Here is a 16,040-nt window from a genome sequence, read left to right as displayed (position 1 = left end):
CACGACTGCATCGGTGGCGGCAAGACCATCGACGTGGCCAAGTACGCGGCGACCCGCCGAGGGCTGCCGATGGTGTCGGTGGCGACCAGCCTCGCCAACGACGGGATCGCCTCCCCGGTGGCCAGCCTGATCACCGACGGGATCAAGGGCTCCTACGGCGTACACATCCCGATCGGGGTGATCGTCGACCTGGACTTCGTGGAGAGCGGCCCGGACCGGCACAACCGGGCCGGCATCGGCGACGTGATCAGCAACATCAGCGCGCTGGCCGACTGGGAGCTGTCCCGGCAGGTACGCGGTGAGCCGGTCGACGGGCTGGCCGCCTCGCTCTCGCGGGCGGGCGCCGAGGCGGTGCTCAACCACCCCGGCGACATGAGCGACGACGCCTTCGTGATCGTCCTCGCCGAGGCGTTGATCTCCAGCGGTCTGGCGATGGCTGTCGACGGCACCAGCCGCCCGTGCAGCGGCGGCTGCCACGAGATCATGCACGCGGTCGACTCGCTCTTTCCGGGAACCGCCTCGCACGGCGAGCTGGCCGGGCTCGGAGCGCTGTTCTGCACCTGGCTGCGCGGCGATCTCCGCCGCTTCGGGGAGATGTCGGCCTGCCTCGCCCGGCACGGCCTGCCCCGGCTCCCCGCCGAGGTGGCGCTGACCGACGACCAGTTCATCGAGGCGGTGCAGTTCGCGCCGCGTACCCGGCCGGACCGGTACACCATCCTCGAACACCTGGCACTGTCGCCTACCGAGACCCGGGAGCGGCTGGCAGACTACGCCGGTGCAATCCGCGACCAGCTTGGCTGACCCCCGTCCCACCGTCGCCGACTTCCACCGGGTGAACCGGGGCGGCGGCCTGTTCAGCGAGTCGATCAGCCAGTGGCTGGGGGCCGTCTTCGCGCTCGTCGCCCAGCGGCTCGGGCTGCGCCCGACAGCGTTGACAATCACCAACCTGGTGCTCGGACTGGCCACCTCGGTCACCGTCGTGGCGCTCGCCGGCCCGGTCGCCGCCGGGGACGTACCGGCCTGGGTGGTCGGCCTGCTCGCCCTCATCGGCTGGCAGGTGGCGTACTCCCTGGACTGCGCGGACGGGCAACTGGCCCGGGTGACCGGCCAGGGCAGCGCGGCCGGCGCGCGCGTCGACGTGCTCTGCGACGTGGCCGCGCAGATCGCCCTGGTGGCAGCGCTGGCCGCCACCGCCGTGGCGCAGGAGCCGGCCACGCCGACCTGGCTCGTGGCGACCTTCGCGGGCACCTGGATGGTCAACCTGGTGACGTCCGTGATGCAGGCCGGCCCGAACGCGGCCAGCATGGTCACCTCGACCTCGCTGCCGGTGCGCCTGGTGAAGCTGGTCCGCGACTACGGCGCGGTGATCTTCGTGGCCGCCGTGGTGCTCGCCGTGGCCCCCGCGCTGGTCCTCTGGGTGATGGTCGCCTTCACCATCGTCAACGGCGGCTTCCTGCTCGCGAGCATCGCCTTCTCCGCCCGAGCCTCCTGGTAACGACTACCGACGCCTGCGCGCCATCATCACGATCCCGAGGGCAGTTCGGTCTCGCCGTCCTGCGCGCGTTGTCGGCGGAGTTGTTCGAGGACGGCGGTGTCGGCTTCGAGGTCGGGGTGGTCGACCTGTCGATCGAGGTCGACCACGTGTTCGAGCTCCCGGATCGCCTGGTCCAGGTCACCATTTGCCCGGTGGACCAACGCCATGTTGTAGCGGGTTACGGCTTCGCCGGCCCGGTCGCCGACCTCCTGCCGGATGGGCAGGGCTTGGTGGAAGTGGTCGAGGGCCCGCCGCCGATCCCCCCACCCGTCGTACACGCTGCCGATGTTGTTGAGGGTGGTGGCTTCGCCGGCCCGATCACCGACCTCCCGCCGGATGGGCAGGGCCTGGTGGTAGTGATCGAGGGCCCGCTGCCGATCCCCCAAGGCGTTGTACACGCCGCCGATGTTGTTGAGGGTGGTGGCTTCGCCGGCCCGATCACCGACCTCCCGCCGGATGGGCAGGGCCTCGTGAAAGTGGTCCAGGGCCCGCCGCCGATCCTCCAAGGCGTTGTACACGCTGCCGATGTTGTTGAGGGTGGTGGCTTCGCCGGCCCGATCACCGACCTCCCGCCGGATGGGCAGGGCCTCGTGAAAGTGGTCCAGAGCCCGCCGCCGATCCCCCCACCCGTCGTACACGCTACCGATGTTGTTGAGGGTGGCGGCTTCGCCGGCTCGGTCGCCGACTTCCCGCTGGATGGGCAGGGCCTGGTGGTAGTGGTCGAGGGCCCGCTGCCGATGCCCTGACTTGTCGTACACGTGGCCGATGTTGTTGAGGGTGGTGGCTTCGCCGGCTCGGTCGCCGACTTCCCGCCGGATGGGCAGGGCCTGGTGGTAGTGGTCCAGAGCCCGCTGCCGATCCCCTAACCGGTCGTACACGCTGCCGACGTTGTTCAGGGTTGCGGCTTCGTTGGCCCGCTCGCCGGCCTGCTGGTACATGGTCAGGGCCTGCTGAAAGTCCTCCAGTGCCGGCCGGGGCCGACCGGTCGACGACCGCGCCCAGCCACGTTGGTAAAGGGCGCCGGCATCCGGGCCGAGGGTCAGGGTCGCGGTGGCCATGGCCTCGACCGCCGCGAACCGCGAGGTACGCAACCACACCCAACACACCCGGTCACCGACATGCCGGGCGATCAGCGGCTGCTGACCGGCGACAGCAAGCCGATGCACCTCCACATGTCGGGCGACGGCGGTCGCCGCAGCGTGGGTGACGGAACGCAATGGTGACGGTTCTCGATCCTCCATGCCGAACCACCTCGCTCTTCCTTCCCGCTGCTCCCGGTTGCCTGTTCGGCGTGTCCACGGACCGGACCGTGGCACACCAGCGGTGTACCGCGGTTGCATGGGTCGTCATTGTTCTTCCCACGATGGCCGGGACTTGGTCAGCGAGTCGGAAACCCGTCAGCCGGGTTTACCGAGCGGCCACAGGACGCGAATAAACGTACAGTGGCCGCCAAGGTCCACCCGTTGATCGCCCGGCCTGGGCCAGGGATCAGCGGTCCTGGGCCGGCTTGACCAGGCGCATCAGGGGAGGGTGCGGGAGATGGGAAACGCCACAGTGGAGGTGTCCGGGGCGCAGGCCGCGCGCTGGGCGGCGGAGCTGCGGTCCACGCTGATCGGGGCGATGGGGCCGGACGACAGCGTGTCGCCAGTGCAGGTGCAGCGGTCGGCCGAGATGGTGATCGCGGTCATCGGGCTGGTGTTCTCCGGGGTCGAGGTGGCCAAGACGATCGCCGAGTGGTGGAGCGCCCGCCGCCGGGAAGGCGTTGCGGTGACCGTGCTGCTGCCGGACGGCACCCGGATCGAGCTGGCCGAGGGCAGCCAGGCTCGGCTGGAGATCGCCATGCGGCAGGAAGGCACCGAGCCGCACTGAACTGACCGCCACGACGGGATGGGCAGATGGGCACCTTCGAACTGGAGGTCTTCGCGCAGACCTCGAACTACTACGAGCTGCGGCTGTCCGCCGACGGCGCGGCACCCCAGACCCGCAACCTGGACCGGGCCGCGGTCGATGAGCTGATCACGCTGGTACAGCGTGACTACAGCAGTGACGCCAACGCACAGAAGGTGTACGGCGCGGTCCGGCTGGCTGATCTGGGGGCGAGGCTGGCGGAGTTCCTCGACGGCGATCAGCGGTGGCTGACCCCGATGCTGGCCCATCCTGCCGGGGCGGTGTTGCGGATCGCCGCCGAGGAGCGGTTGCGGCACCTGCCTTGGGAACTGCTTGCCCGGGAGGGCACGTTCCTGACCGTGGCAGGGCGGGCACCGCTGTTGCCGGTTCGTGCGGTTGGCACCCACGCGGCACTGACCAGCCCGGTCACGCCGAAGAACCGGCCGTTGCGGGTGTTGTTCATGGCAGCCTCGCCCGAAGGCGTCGAGCCGGTGCTCAACTTCGAGGCCGAGGAGGCGGCGATCCTCGCCGCGACCCGACGGACCGGCACCGATCTGGTGGTCGAGGAGAGCGGCACCCTGGACGGGCTCCGGTTCCTGAGCCGCGCCTACGGGCCCGACCATTTCGATGTGCTGCATCTGAGCGGGCACGCCACCACCGACGGCGGGGAGCCGGTCTTCGTGGTGGAGGGCGAGTTCGGCGGGCGCGCCACGGCGACGGCCGACCAGATCGCCCAGGCGATGCAGGGACACTGGCCGCGACTGGTGTTCGTTTCCGGCTGCCTGACCGCTGACGCCCCCGGGGGTGGGGTTTTCCCCTCGATGAGCGAGAGCCTGGTCGACGCCGGCGCCCCTGCGGTGCTGGGCTGGGCGCTACCGGTGGGAGACGTCTCCGCCACCGATTTCGCCGCAGCTCTCTACCAGGCGCTGGCCGACGGCGGGTCGTTGGACCAGGCCGTCATCGAGGCTCGCCGTCACCTGTTCCACGACAGGAAGAGCAACTGCTGGCATCTGCTCCGGGTCTATGCCGACCGGTCCCCGCTGAAGCCCCTGGTCACGCCGCTGCACACCCGGGGCCGCAGACAGTCGCAGGTGCGCGCCGCCGACCAGCAGTTCCTGGACCCGCAGACCCAACTGTCCCGGGTCGCGTCCCGCGCCGAGTTCGTCGGCCGACGGCGGATCATCCAGCGCTGTCTGCGTGCCCTCCGGCAACCCGCCGACACTGCCGGCGCGGCGCAGGGCCTGCTGCTGGCCGGCATGGGTGGGCTCGGCAAGAGCAGCCTCGCCTCCCGGCTCCTGGAACGCATGCCCATCCACCAGCATGTCGTCTGGTACGGCCAGGTCGACGCCATCAAGTTCCGTGAGTTGACCACCAAGATCCGCTTCGACAGCGGGGAGCAGTCCGAGGAGGCCGGCAGGCTTCTGGACAACGAGCAGATTTCGCTCCCGACCCGGCTGCGCTACCTGCTCGACGCCGACGGGCTCCTCGGCAGAACACCCTGCCTGTTCGTGTTCGACGACTTCGAGACCGGCAACCTCGACATCCGCGACGACGGCAGCCGCGTGCTCGCCCCGGCGATGGCCGAGATCCTGCCCGCCCTACTCGGTGCGATCCGCGACACCGGCAGTCCGAGCCGCGTGATCATCACCAGCCGCTACCGCTTCCCCACCCCGGCCGGCACCACCGTCGCCGTCGCGGCTCTGGAGACCCTCAGCCCCGTCGAGCAGACCAAGAAAATCGCCAACCTGGTCAACCTGCGCCCCGAATCCGCCATCGACCCGGCCATCCGGGACCGGGCGATCCAGGCCGCAGCGGGCAATCCCCGCCTGCTCGACTGGCTCAACCGGATCGTCAACGATCCCGCCCTCGACATCGATGGCCTGCTCACCGCCATCGAGAACGAGACCGACAGGTTCCGCCGCGAGACGGTGCTGGCCGACAACCTGCTCGACTCCCAGCCCCTCGAACTCCGCCGCATGCTCGCCAGGATCAACGTCGTCGAACTACCCGTACCCGCCGCCACCGTCCACGCAATGCACCAACACGCCGACGCCGATCGGCACATCCAGCGGGCCGTCCAACTCGGCCTGCTCGAAGAGGGCATCGACCCCGAGACCCGCCAGCCCCGCTACTACGTCTCCAACGTCCTGCACCCCCTCGTTCGCCCTCTGATCACCGACGACGAGTACATCGAGGCATGCGCCGCCGCCGCCCAGTCCCTCTACCAACTCTGGGTCCTCAACCCCGCCGGTCCCGATGGCCGCTGACCCGAGGAACGTCGCCCGATGGGTCGAGGTGCATCGGCTTGCCATCGCCGGTCGGCAGCCGCTGATCGCCCGGCATGCTGGTGCCCGGGTGTGTTGGGTGTGGTTGCGTACCTCGCGGTTCGCGGCGGTCGAGGTCACGGCCACCGCGACCCTGACCCTCGGCCCGGATGCCAGCGCCCTCTACCAACGTGGCTGGGCGCGGTCGTCAACCGGTCGGCCCCGGCCGGCACTGGAGGACTTTCAGCAGGCCCTGACCATGTTCCAACACGCCGGCGACCGGGGCAACGAAGCCGGCACCCTCGCCAACATCGGCCATGTGTACGACAGGTTGGGTGATCGGCGGCGGGCCCTCGACCACTACCACCAAGCCCTGCCCGTCCATCGGGAGGTCGGTGACCGAACTGGCGAAGCCGCCACCCTCAACAACATCGGCAGCGTGCACAACGCCTTGGGGGATCGACAGCAGGCCCTCGACCACTACCACCAAGCCCTGCCCATCCGGCGGGAAGTCGGCGACCGAGCCGGCGAAGCCACCACTCTCAACAACATCGGCCATGTGTACGACGGGTTGGGTGATCGGCGGCGGGCCCTCAACCACTACCACCAAGCCCTGCCCATCCAACGGGAAGTCGGCGACCGAGCCGGCGAAGCCACCACCCTGAACAACATCGGCCATGTGTACGACGGGTTGGGTGATCGGCGGCGGGCCCTCAACCACTACCACCAAGCCCTGCCCATCCAACGGGAAGTCGGCGACCGAGCCGGCGAAACCGTCACCCGCTACAACATCGCTATGGTCCACCGGGCGGACGGTGACCTGGACCAGGCGATCCGGGAACTCGAACACGTGGTCGACCTCGACCGGCAGGTCGACCATCCCGACCTCGAAGCCGACAGCGCCCTCCTCGAACAATTCCGCCGACAACGCGCCCTGGCTGACCCGTCCAGGGGTCAGTGAGGGCGGGTCAGGCTGGCGTAGATGTCCAGGTGTCGTTTGATGACCACGTCGGGGTGGAACGTCTGCTCGTACCGCAGCCGGGCCGGTGCGGAGAGCGCGGCGGCACCGGCTCGCGCGACCGGGAGCGCGGCGGCCAACGCGGCCGCTTCCGGCGGGACCACCCAGCCGGCGGTGCCGGTGACCAGGCCGGCCGGCACCGCAGGCGGACCTGCCGGTGGCGGGGCATGGCCGGCGACGGCGGAGGCGATCGCGGCGGGCCCGGTGCCGGCGGGCTCGTGCGGGGCGTCGGCCCCGACCAGGTACGGAATGCCGCCCAGCGCCGTCCCGAGCACGGGTCGGCCGCTCGCCAACGCCTCGATGATCACGGTGGGCAGCACGTCGTGCCACATCGCGGCGGCGATCACCACGGCACTCGCCTCGACAGCGGCCTGCACGCCGGCCCGGTCGAGCTGACCGAGGTAGACCACGTCGGGTCGCTCGGCGGCGGCTGCCTCCACGAGCGGGCGCAGCTCGCCGTCACCGGCCACCCGCAGCGTGCCCAGCGAACCCACCGGGTGCCGGCGCCAGGCGTCGAGCAGCAGGTCGACGCCCTTCTCTGGAGAGAGTCGGGCCATGTAGAGGAACCCGTCGCCCAGCGGCGCCGGCCGACCCGGGTCGGGTACGGAGTTCGGCTTCACCACGATGCGTTCGTCCGGAATGCCGTAGTCGCGGAGGTGATCGGCGATCGCCGAGGTGAGCGCGATGTACCGGTCCACCGAGCGCCAGGTGCCCCGGTGCACGGCCAGGGTGGTCGCCATCAGCGCGCTCTGCACGGCCGAGTCGCGGTAGCAGCGGTGCTTGATCGCGGGCACACCCAATGCCCGACCCTTGCAGTCCTGGCAGATCACGCCGTCACGGAAGTAGATCCCCGACGAGCAGACCTGCCGGTAGTTGTGCACCGTCTGGACCACCGGCACGCCGTGCCGGTGCGCGGTCCGAACCACCCAGGGCGAGATCAGGGGGTACGGGTTGTGCAGGTGCAGAACGTCCGGTCGGTGCTCGGTGAGCAGGCGGCTCAGGTCGTGTTGCGCGCGGGGCGCCCAGATCGGCGAGATCGGCAGCAGGGCCTTCGCCGACTTCGACATCGACGGGATCTCGTCCGAACTGCGGATGAAGGGCAGCACCTCGACGCCAGCGGCGGTGAGCTGGGCGATCTCCGAGTCGACGATGGTGTTCTCACCAGAGGGTTGGGCTTCCCGGTACCGGTTGTGTGCCACCACGATTCTCACGGAGCTTGCCTCTCGTTCGCGGCTGTGCCGACTGTTGCTCGCGACTGCGGGGCTCGCAAGCTCACTCCTCGCGCTCGCGGTGGAAACTCGCAAGCTCATTCCTCACGCTCACGGGAAAGAAGGCTACCGTTGTGTCGTGCCCGAACTACCGGAGGTTGAGGCGCTCGCGGGTTACCTGCGTCAGCGCGCGGTGGGGCGGCGCGTCGATCGGCTGGAGATCGCCGCGATCAGCGCCCTGAAGACGTACGAGCCGGCACCCACCGAGGTCGCCGGCCGGGCGGTGGTCGACGCCGGTCGGCACGGAAAGTTCCTCGACGTCCTGTTCGAGGGTGGCCTGCACCTGGTGGTGCATTTGGCGCGGGCAGGCTGGCTGCACTACCGGGAGGCGTTCCCCGCCACCACGCCGCTCCGTCCGGGCAAGGGCCCGATCGCGGTGCGGGTACGCCTGGATGACGGTTCCGGCTTCGACCTCACCGAGGCCGGCACCCAGAAGAAGCTGGCCGCGTATCTGGTCACCGACCTCGCGACGGTCCCCGGGGTGGCCAAGCTGGGCCCGGACGCGCTCGCCGCGGATCTGCCCCTCTTCGCCGAGCGGCTGCGGAGCAGGCGGGGGCAGGTCAAGGGGGTGCTGACCGACCAGTCGGTGCTGTCCGGGGTGGGTAACGCGTACTCCGACGAGATTTTGCACGCCGCGAAGCTGTCCCCGTTCGCGATCACCGATCGGCTCACCGACTCCCAGATCGCCACCCTGCACGCCGCCACCCGACAGGTTCTCGGCGACGCTGTCGAGCGGTCCCTCGGTCAGCGGGCCGCGGAGCTGAAGGGCGAGAAGCGCTCCGGGCTGAAGGTGCACGCCCGCACCGGTCTGCCCTGCCCGGTCTGCGGGGACACCGTGCGCGAGGTGTCGTTCGCCGATTCCAGCCTCCAGTACTGTCCGACGTGCCAGACCGGCGGCAAACCACTCGCTGACCGTCGGTTGTCTCGCCTCGTACGGTGAGTAATTCCACTTCAGGACTACGGAGCGGAATCGCCCTCACTGAGTGAAAGCTCCGGTCCGCCGTTCTGGCCACGCGCGTATCCATCGGTATAGTGGCCCGGTCCCCGGCTTCTGAAATGGTGCGGAGCCGGCCAGATCCCGCCAGCACCGGCGGTCGCCAATCTCCTTCGGGGCGACGACCGGTCGGAGCCCGCGTGGGAGACTGGGACGGTGGGCGACCCGGGCCTTCACGCCGAGTGAGCGGCCCGTGTCATGCGGGAGGACATGGGTGAGGTGACGGCAAGCCTCCAGCGCCCGGTAACCAACGAAGGCCGGAGCAGACTCGTGCGGCACGTCGACAGCTTCGAGATCCAGCCGCCGACGCCGCCGTCCCACAACGGCGTCCCTCGGTCGGCGTGGACGAGGTCGCGACGCCGTGTCTCCCGCTGGCACCGCCCCTACATCGCGACTCTGCTGCTGCTCGACTTCGGCGCGGCGGCGTTCGCCAGCTGGATCGCGATCCAGCTCTTCGACCAGGCCGCCTCCGGGTTCTCCGGGACCCAGCAGGACCCGACGTGGTTCCACACCGTCTCCTACCTGCTACTTCCACTCGGCTGGGTGGTCATCCTCTGGAGCAACCGGGCCTACGACCGGCGCTACCTGGGGCTCGGCCCGGACGAGTTCAAACGGGTGATCCGGGCATCGGTGACGGTGGCCGCGAGCGTCTCCTTCCTTGCCTTCTCCACGGTCACCCAGCTCTCCCGGTTCACCGTGGGCACGGCGCTGGTCGGCGCGACGTTGTTGATCCTGTGGGGCCGTTTCGTGGCCCGGTGGGCGCTGCACTACATCCGGCGGCGGGCCGGCCAGGCCGCTCACCGGATGGTGCTGGTCGGCACCCTGCCCGAATGCCTGGAGGTCTACGCGGCGGTCACCCGCAGCCCGGCCGCCGGGCTCATGCCCGTCGCCATCCACATCACCGACGGGTACGCGGCGGCCAGGGGCATGCCGACCCCGGTTCCGGTGTACGCCGGACGCGACGTCCTGGCCCTGGTCCGTGAGGTCGGTGGGGACACCATCGCCGTCTGCGGGTCGGCCAGCGCCGAGCCTGGCGAGTTGCGCCGGCTGGCCTGGCAGTTGGAGGGCTCCGGCGTTGACCTGGTGGTCGCCCCGCAGCTCACCGACATCGCCGGCCCCCGGGTGCACATCCGGCCGATCGAGGGTCTGCCGCTGCTGCACGTCGAGGAGCCGACCCTCTCCGGGCCGGCGCTGCTGGCCAAGAACCTGATGGACCGGGTCGCCGCCGGTCTCGGACTGCTGCTGCTGATCCCGCTCTTCCTGGCCATCGCCGTGGCGATCCGGATCTCCGACCCCGGGCCGGTCTTCTTCCGCCAGCCCCGGGTGGGGCACGAGGGGCGCACGTTCCGGGTGTGGAAGTTCCGGACCATGTACGTCAACGCCGAGGACCGGCTGGCCAGCCTGGTCGATCGGAACGAGACCGACGGCATGCTGTTCAAGATGAAGGAGGACCCTCGGGTCTTCCCGGTCGGCCGCTTCCTGCGGGCCACGTCGCTGGACGAGCTGCCGCAGCTGATCAACGTGCTGTGGGGCGAGATGTCGCTGGTCGGGCCCCGCCCGCTACCGGCCGACGACGGTGACTTCCTGGGTGACGTGCGGCGCCGACTGCTGGTCCGTCCCGGCATGACCGGGCTGTGGCAGGTCTCCGGCCGCTCCGACCTGTCCTGGGACGAGTCGGTCCGACTGGACCTCTACTACGTCGACAACTGGTCGCTGGCGTACGACCTGAGCATCCTGTGGCGCACCGTCGGGGTGGTGCTCGCCCGAAAGGGCGCGTACTAGAGGGTTGGCGCGCCGGCTCGCAGGGGCGAGGATCGCTGCGTGGCTGCCAACCTCTCCGCCGTGGTCGGCGTCGTCTCACTCGTCACTGCGCTGACCGCGGCCCTGCTGGCGGTGCTGCGGCTGCGGGCCCGCCGTGGCATCGCCACCGCCACCCAGCGGGCCACCTACGAGGTGCTGCACACCGCCGGCCTGGCCGCCGAGCCACTGCGGGCGGGGTTGAGCGAGGCGGGCGCGGCGAAGGCCGTACGGCATCTGCGGGCGCTGGTGGGCGCGGTCGGGCTGGCGCTCGCCGACGCCGACCGACTGCTCGCCCTCGACGGGCGCGGCACGCACCACGGGGAGCAACTGCTCGCGGCGGCGCAGCGGACTGTGAGCAGCGGGCGCTCGACGGTGCTGGGTGAGCAGGAACTGCACTGCGACCGGGTCGACTGCCCGGTCCGCGGGGCGGTGGTCGCACCGTTGCTGGGGGCCGACGGCCGGGTGGTGGGCGCGCTGGTGGCGGTCGCCGACAGCCCGCCGCCTCCGGGGTTGGTGCAGGCCACCCTGGAGACGGCGCACTGGGCCGGCAACCAGCTGGCCCTGGCCGAGCTGGACTCGTCGCGGGAGCGGCTGGCCCGCGCCGAGATCCGTGCGCTGCGGGCGCAGATCAGCCCGCACTTCATCTACAACGCGCTGACCGCCATCGGCTCGTTCGTCCGCACCGACCCGGAGCGGGCCCGGGAGCTGATCCTGGAGTTCGCGGAGTTCACCAGGTACTCGTTCCGGGCGCACGGGGAGTTCACCACGCTGGCCGAGGAGCTGCGGTCGATCGACCGCTACCTGACCATCGAGCGGGCCCGGTTCGGCGACCGGTTGCAGGTGCGGTTGCAGATCGCCCCGGAGGTGCTGCCGGTGACGCTGCCGTTCCTCTGCCTCCAGCCGCTGGTGGAGAACGCGGTTCGCCACGGGTTGTCCCGCAAGCCGGGCACGGGCATGGTGAGCATCGAGGCCCGGGACGCGGGCGCCGAATGCCACATCACGGTGGAGGACGACGGAGTGGGAATGGATCCGACCACGCTGACCGCCGGCATCGCCGAGCTGGCCCACGGCACGGGCGACCCTGGTGAGGACACGGGCCAGCACGTCGGCCTCTCCAACGTCGACGAGCGGTTGCGCTCGGTCTTCGGGGACCGGTTCGGCCTGGTCGTGGAGACCGGGTTGGGCTCGGGCACGAAGGTGAGCATGCGGGTGCCGAAGTTCCACCCGGGCGTACGGGCAGGGTCGTGAGCGAGCGGACCGGGACGGGGGCGGTGAACGCGACCGGTTTCCTGCGCGTCCTCGCCGTGGACGACGAGCCGCCCGCGCTCGACGAGCTGGCGTACCACCTGCGGGCCGACCCCCGGGTGGCCCGACTGCACACGGCCGGGGATGCCACCGAGGCGCTGCGGCTGCTGCGCGACGGTGACGTGGACGTGGTCTTCCTGGACATCCGGATGCCCGGCCTGGACGGGATGGAGCTGGCCCGGGTGCTGCGCCGGTTCGCCCGGCCACCGGCGATCGTGTTCGTCACCGCGTACGACGACGGCGCGGTGGACGCCTTCGATCTGGGCGCCACAGACTACGTGCGGAAACCGGTGCGCGCCGATCGGCTGGCCGAGTCGCTGCGCCGGGTGATCGGCTCACGGGTGGTGCCGTCGCACCCTGCGGCGCTGGCCCGCGCGGAGGAGGACCCGACCATCCCCATCGAGCTGGCTGGCACCACCCGGATGCTCCCCCGCTCGGCGGTGCGCTGGGTGGAGGCGCAGGGCGACTACGCCCGGTTGCACACCGCGGAGGGGTCGCACCTCGTACGGGTGTCGCTGGCCACGCTCGCGGAACGCTGGGCCGATGCCGGCTTCGTCCGGGTGCACCGGTCGTACCTGGTCCAGTTGAAGTTGATCGCGGAGTTGCGGTTGGTCAACTCCGGCTACGTGGTGGTGATCGACTCCACCGAGTTGCCGGTGAGCCGGCGGCACACCCGGGAGTTGAAGGACAAGCTGGTCAGGGCCGCGAAGCAGGACTGGAGTCGCTGAGCCGGGAATGGCAACAGCCCTACCGTACGTTGTACGCTAGTCCGTACGACTTCCGGGAGGCCTGCCGTGACCGAGACCCCGTTCGACGCCGCATCCGAGTTCGACAGCCAACTCGACCGACTGGTGCAGCTCGGTTACCCCGCCCTCGCCGGGCTGACCGAGAGCGCTTTCCGCGACCTGGTCGCGCCGCTGCGGGCCACTGCGGTCGAGGGGACCGCCGGGCTGCCCGCGCCCACCGACGCCCGGGTGCCGTTCCTGTTGGTCATCACCCGGGACCTGATCGGTGTGCCGGAACGGGTGGGGCTCACCACGCTGGCCGGCAAGCGCAAGCCCGGCGTCATCGACCGGAACTACGCCGAGGACGACCTGCCCCGCTTCGACCCGATCAAGGAACTGGAGGTCCCGGCCGGTCCGGCGTACCTGCTCTTCGACGTCGACCGGGGCGAGGAGTTCCGCAATCTGGCCCCGGCCACGGCCATGGAGGGGATCACCGCTCAGGGCCGGTTGCCGCTGAGCATCGACGAGGGGCTCGCCTTCATCACGCTGCACCCGGCCGCGTTGGCGAGCAACCGGTGCTTCTCGCTGGTCGGCTCCCGCTGCGGCGACAAGCGGGTGCCGGCGCTGTGGATCAGCCAGGGCGCACCCAAGCTGGGCTGGTGCTGGTACGGCAACCCGCACACCTGGCTCGGCTCCGCCTCGGCCCGACCGGAGCGCATCCCGTTGAAGACTTCGTAGGCCTGGTCGTCCTCGGGGAGGCTCTGGAGTTCCCACACGCCAGCCGGCATGATCCCCGAGTTATCCACAGCCGTTCGCGGTTCTCCACAGGTTATTCACAACGCAAACCACTGATCTCCACGGCCGCTCCCTACAGTCAGGACCCATGAACGAACGCCGGGTACTGGTGGTCGAGGATGAACGGACCATCGCCGAGTCCATCGCCGCCCGACTGCGGGCCGAGGGATTCACGGTGGAGATCGCAGCGGACGGGCCCAGCGCGGTCGCGCAGTTCCACGCCGGACAGCCGGATCTCGTCGTCCTCGACGTGATGCTGCCGGGCTTCGACGGACTGGAAGTGTGCCGCCGGATCCAGGCCGACCGGCCGGTGCCGGTGCTGATGCTCACCGCCCGCGACGACGAGACCGATCTGCTCGTGGGGCTCGCGGTCGGCGCGGACGACTACCTCACCAAGCCGTTCTCGATGCGGGAACTCACCGCCCGGGTGCATGTCCTGCTGCGTCGGATGGAGCGGGCCGCCGCCACTCCCGCGCCGCCGGCCATCCGCCTCGGCGACATCGAGATCAACCAGGCCGAGCGACGGGTCCGCCGGGCCGGGGCGGACGTGCACCTCACCCCTACCGAGTTCGACCTGCTGGTCCACCTCGCGGGACGACCCCGCACTGTGCTCCCCCGGGAACGGCTGCTCGCCGACGTCTGGGGATGGGTCGACGGGAGCGGCACCCGCACCGTGGACAGCCACATCAAGGCTCTGCGCCGCAAGCTCGGCGCCGACCTGATCCGGACCGTCCACGGCGTCGGGTACGCCCTGGAGATGCCCTCGTGATCGGCCGCACGATCGACTGGCTGGAACGGGTGCTACCGCGTCCACTGGATCCCGTCCGTTCGATCAAGATGAAGCTCGGCGTCCTGCTGGTCGCGTCCTGGGCCGTGGCCATCGGTTACTTCTGGTACGGCATCGGTTGGCTCCCGCCCGGCACGGCGGTAACCAGCATCTGCATCGCGCTGGTGACCTCGCAGGTGCTCGCCCACGGGATGACGTCGCCGCTGCGCGAGATGACGGCGGCCGCCGGCGCGATGGCCCGCGGCGACTACACACGTCGGGTGCGCGCCACCTCCCGCGACGAGGTCGGCGAGCTGGCCCAGGCGTTCAACAAGATGGCCGAGGACCTGCACGCCGCCGACCAGCGCCGACGCGAGCTGATCGCGAACGTCTCGCACGAGTTGCGTACGCCGATCACCGCGTTGCAGGGCGTGCTGGAGAACATGGTGGACGGGGTCGCCGACCCCGAACCGGCCGCGCTGCGTTCGGCGTTGGCCCAGACCCAACGGCTCGGGCACCTCGTCGCCGACCTGCTCGACCTGTCCCGACTCGACGCCGGGGTGGTGCCGCTGCGGCGAGTACGCATCGACGTGTGGGACTTCCTCGACGAGGCGGTGGAGCACGCCACCGCCAACGCGTCCGGTGCCGGTCTGGACGTGCGCTTCGAGCTCCGGGACCTGCCCACACCGCTGACGGTCCACGCGGACCCGTGGCGACTGCACCAGGTCTTCGCGAACCTCCTCGACAACGCGGCCCGACACAGCCCATCGGGCGGCACGGTACGGGTGTGCGCCGAGGAACACGGCGACCAGCTCCGCTTCGAGGTGAGCGACGAGGGCCAGGGCATTCCACCGGCGGAGCGTTCCCGGGTGTTCGAGCGCTTCACCCGCGGCGACCGGTCGGCCGGCGGCGGGACCGGGCTCGGCCTGGCCATCGCCCGGTGGGTCGTCGAACTGCACGGCGGTCGGATCGGTGTCCTCGATCCGAGCGGACCACACCGGGATGGCCGGCCCGGCTGCCGCATCCAGGTCACCATCCCGTGCGACGGGCCACACCGAGAAGAGGCAGCATGACCAGCCCCGGCAGTACCCCTCTCCCGGCCACCGGGCCGACCGGGCCGCAGGTCTCCCCGGTCGTCGGCCCCGGCCCGGCTGCCACACCGGTCGCCGGCCGACCTCAGGCGTGGCCTGTCGCACCCGCCCCGCCCAGGCCCCCGTCGCTGATCCAGCGCCGCTGGCCTGGGCCGTCCGGACCTGCCCGTCCGCTGGTGCTGGGGGCGCTGGCGGCTGCGGCGGTCGTCGGGGCGTCGATCCTGACGATGGTTCGTCCCGGCCTCGGCTGGCTGGTGGCCGCGCTGGCCGTCACCGCTGCCCTCGGCACCGCCAGCGTCGTCCGTTCCGGGAGGCCGTCCCCGACGGCGAGCGCCATCACAGCGACCGGCGCGGCGGTACCGCCGGGACCGACCGCCGCGCCCGAGCCGACCGTCCAGGCGGATCCGGCCGCCGCGCCGGAGCGGACTGTCCAGGCGGATCCGGCCGCCGCGCCCGAGCCGACCGCCCAGGCGGCCACCGCCCGTCCCGGTGGCACCGGGACGGGCGTCCACCTGCTCGCGGTTCTCCCCGACCTCGGCGAACTTGGTGTTCATGGTGCCCCACGTCGCGGTGGTCTCGTTCCACGCCGCGGT

Annotated in this window: 14 protein-coding genes and 1 pseudogene; 13 read left to right on the top strand and 2 right to left on the bottom strand. The window is 70.8% G+C overall.

Annotation, left to right across the window (positions count from 1 at the left end):
* Together ABZ749_RS11405 and ABZ749_RS11400 are read left to right on the top strand one after the other, a co-directional pair.
* The coding region (locus tag ABZ749_RS11405; RefSeq protein ID WP_357226152.1) for an iron-containing alcohol dehydrogenase family protein at window positions 1-801 on the top strand (801 nt) is incomplete at its 5' end.
* Complete coding sequence (locus tag ABZ749_RS11400; protein WP_357226148.1) at window positions 776-1,495, top strand: CDP-alcohol phosphatidyltransferase family protein; 720 nt, start codon at window positions 776-778, stop codon at window positions 1,493-1,495. The genes ABZ749_RS11405 and ABZ749_RS11400, both read left to right, overlap by 26 nt.
* Before the next feature lie 26 nt (window positions 1,496-1,521).
* Here ABZ749_RS11400 and ABZ749_RS11395 read toward each other — a convergent pair whose 3' ends face one another.
* Complete coding sequence (locus ABZ749_RS11395; protein ID WP_357226143.1) at window positions 1,522-2,775, bottom strand: tetratricopeptide repeat protein; 1,254 nt, start codon at window positions 2,773-2,775, stop codon at window positions 1,522-1,524.
* Between the two features lie 298 nt (window positions 2,776-3,073).
* Between ABZ749_RS11395 and ABZ749_RS11390 the strand changes: the two genes are divergently transcribed.
* From ABZ749_RS11390 to ABZ749_RS11380, 3 genes are all read left to right on the top strand, one after another.
* On the top strand, window positions 3,074-3,403 hold the full coding sequence (locus ABZ749_RS11390) for a hypothetical protein (protein ID WP_357226140.1): 330 nt from the start codon (window positions 3,074-3,076) through the stop codon (window positions 3,401-3,403).
* 26 nt (window positions 3,404-3,429) lie between these two features.
* Window positions 3,430-5,688, top strand: a complete 2,259-nt coding sequence (locus tag ABZ749_RS11385) for a CHAT domain-containing protein (protein ID WP_357226137.1) — start codon at window positions 3,430-3,432, stop codon at window positions 5,686-5,688.
* Between the two features lie 97 nt (window positions 5,689-5,785).
* Entirely contained in the window at window positions 5,786-6,646 is an 861-nt protein-coding gene (locus ABZ749_RS11380; RefSeq protein WP_357226133.1) for a tetratricopeptide repeat protein, read from the top strand.
* Here ABZ749_RS11380 and ABZ749_RS11375 read toward each other — a convergent pair.
* The gene (locus ABZ749_RS11375; RefSeq protein WP_357226130.1) at window positions 6,640-7,914 is read right to left on the bottom strand and encodes a glycosyltransferase; all 1,275 of its coding nucleotides are present in this window, start codon (window positions 7,912-7,914) and stop codon (window positions 6,640-6,642) included. The two genes, ABZ749_RS11380 and ABZ749_RS11375, sit on opposite strands and share 7 nt — an antisense overlap.
* 136 nt (window positions 7,915-8,050) lie before the next feature.
* Here ABZ749_RS11375 and ABZ749_RS11370 point away from each other — a divergent pair, with 136 nt between their 5' ends.
* The 8 genes and pseudogenes from ABZ749_RS11370 to ABZ749_RS11335 all read left to right on the top strand — a co-directional run.
* A complete protein-coding gene (locus ABZ749_RS11370) occupies window positions 8,051-8,911 on the top strand; it encodes a DNA-formamidopyrimidine glycosylase family protein (RefSeq protein WP_357226127.1) in 861 nt (286 codons plus the stop codon).
* 264 nt (window positions 8,912-9,175) lie between these two features.
* Window positions 9,176-10,747, top strand: a complete 1,572-nt coding sequence (locus ABZ749_RS11365; protein ID WP_357226158.1) for a sugar transferase — start codon at window positions 9,176-9,178, stop codon at window positions 10,745-10,747.
* A 39-nt stretch (window positions 10,748-10,786) separates the two neighbouring features.
* The gene (locus ABZ749_RS11360) at window positions 10,787-12,013 is read left to right on the top strand and encodes a histidine kinase (protein ID WP_357226122.1); all 1,227 of its coding nucleotides are present in this window, start codon (window positions 10,787-10,789) and stop codon (window positions 12,011-12,013) included.
* Window positions 12,014-12,036: 23 nt separating this feature from the next.
* Window positions 12,037-12,798 (top strand): LytTR family DNA-binding domain-containing protein, encoded by a 762-nt coding sequence (locus ABZ749_RS11355; protein ID WP_355005152.1) that lies wholly within the window; start codon window positions 12,037-12,039, stop codon window positions 12,796-12,798.
* Window positions 12,799-12,864: 66 nt separating this feature from the next.
* Window positions 12,865-13,533 (top strand): DUF5701 family protein, encoded by a 669-nt coding sequence (locus ABZ749_RS11350; protein WP_357226118.1) that lies wholly within the window; start codon window positions 12,865-12,867, stop codon window positions 13,531-13,533.
* Window positions 13,534-13,678: 145 nt separating this feature from the next.
* The gene (locus ABZ749_RS11345) at window positions 13,679-14,359 is read left to right on the top strand and encodes a response regulator transcription factor (protein WP_357226115.1); all 681 of its coding nucleotides are present in this window, start codon (window positions 13,679-13,681) and stop codon (window positions 14,357-14,359) included.
* A gap of 68 nt (window positions 14,360-14,427) precedes the next feature.
* On the top strand, window positions 14,428-15,429 hold the full coding sequence (locus tag ABZ749_RS11340; protein ID WP_357226155.1) for a HAMP domain-containing sensor histidine kinase: 1,002 nt from the start codon (window positions 14,428-14,430) through the stop codon (window positions 15,427-15,429).
* Window positions 15,430-15,623: 194 nt separating this feature from the next.
* Window positions 15,624-16,040: pseudogene (locus tag ABZ749_RS11335) on the top strand (hypothetical protein); the annotation flags it as partial.

It is taken from the genome of Micromonospora sp. NPDC047753, from assembly GCF_040642735.1.
Taxonomy (GTDB): Bacteria; Actinomycetota; Actinomycetes; order Mycobacteriales; family Micromonosporaceae; genus Micromonospora.
Note: the sequence above shows the minus strand (reverse complement) of the source record. Positions and strands in the feature narration are given on the sequence as shown.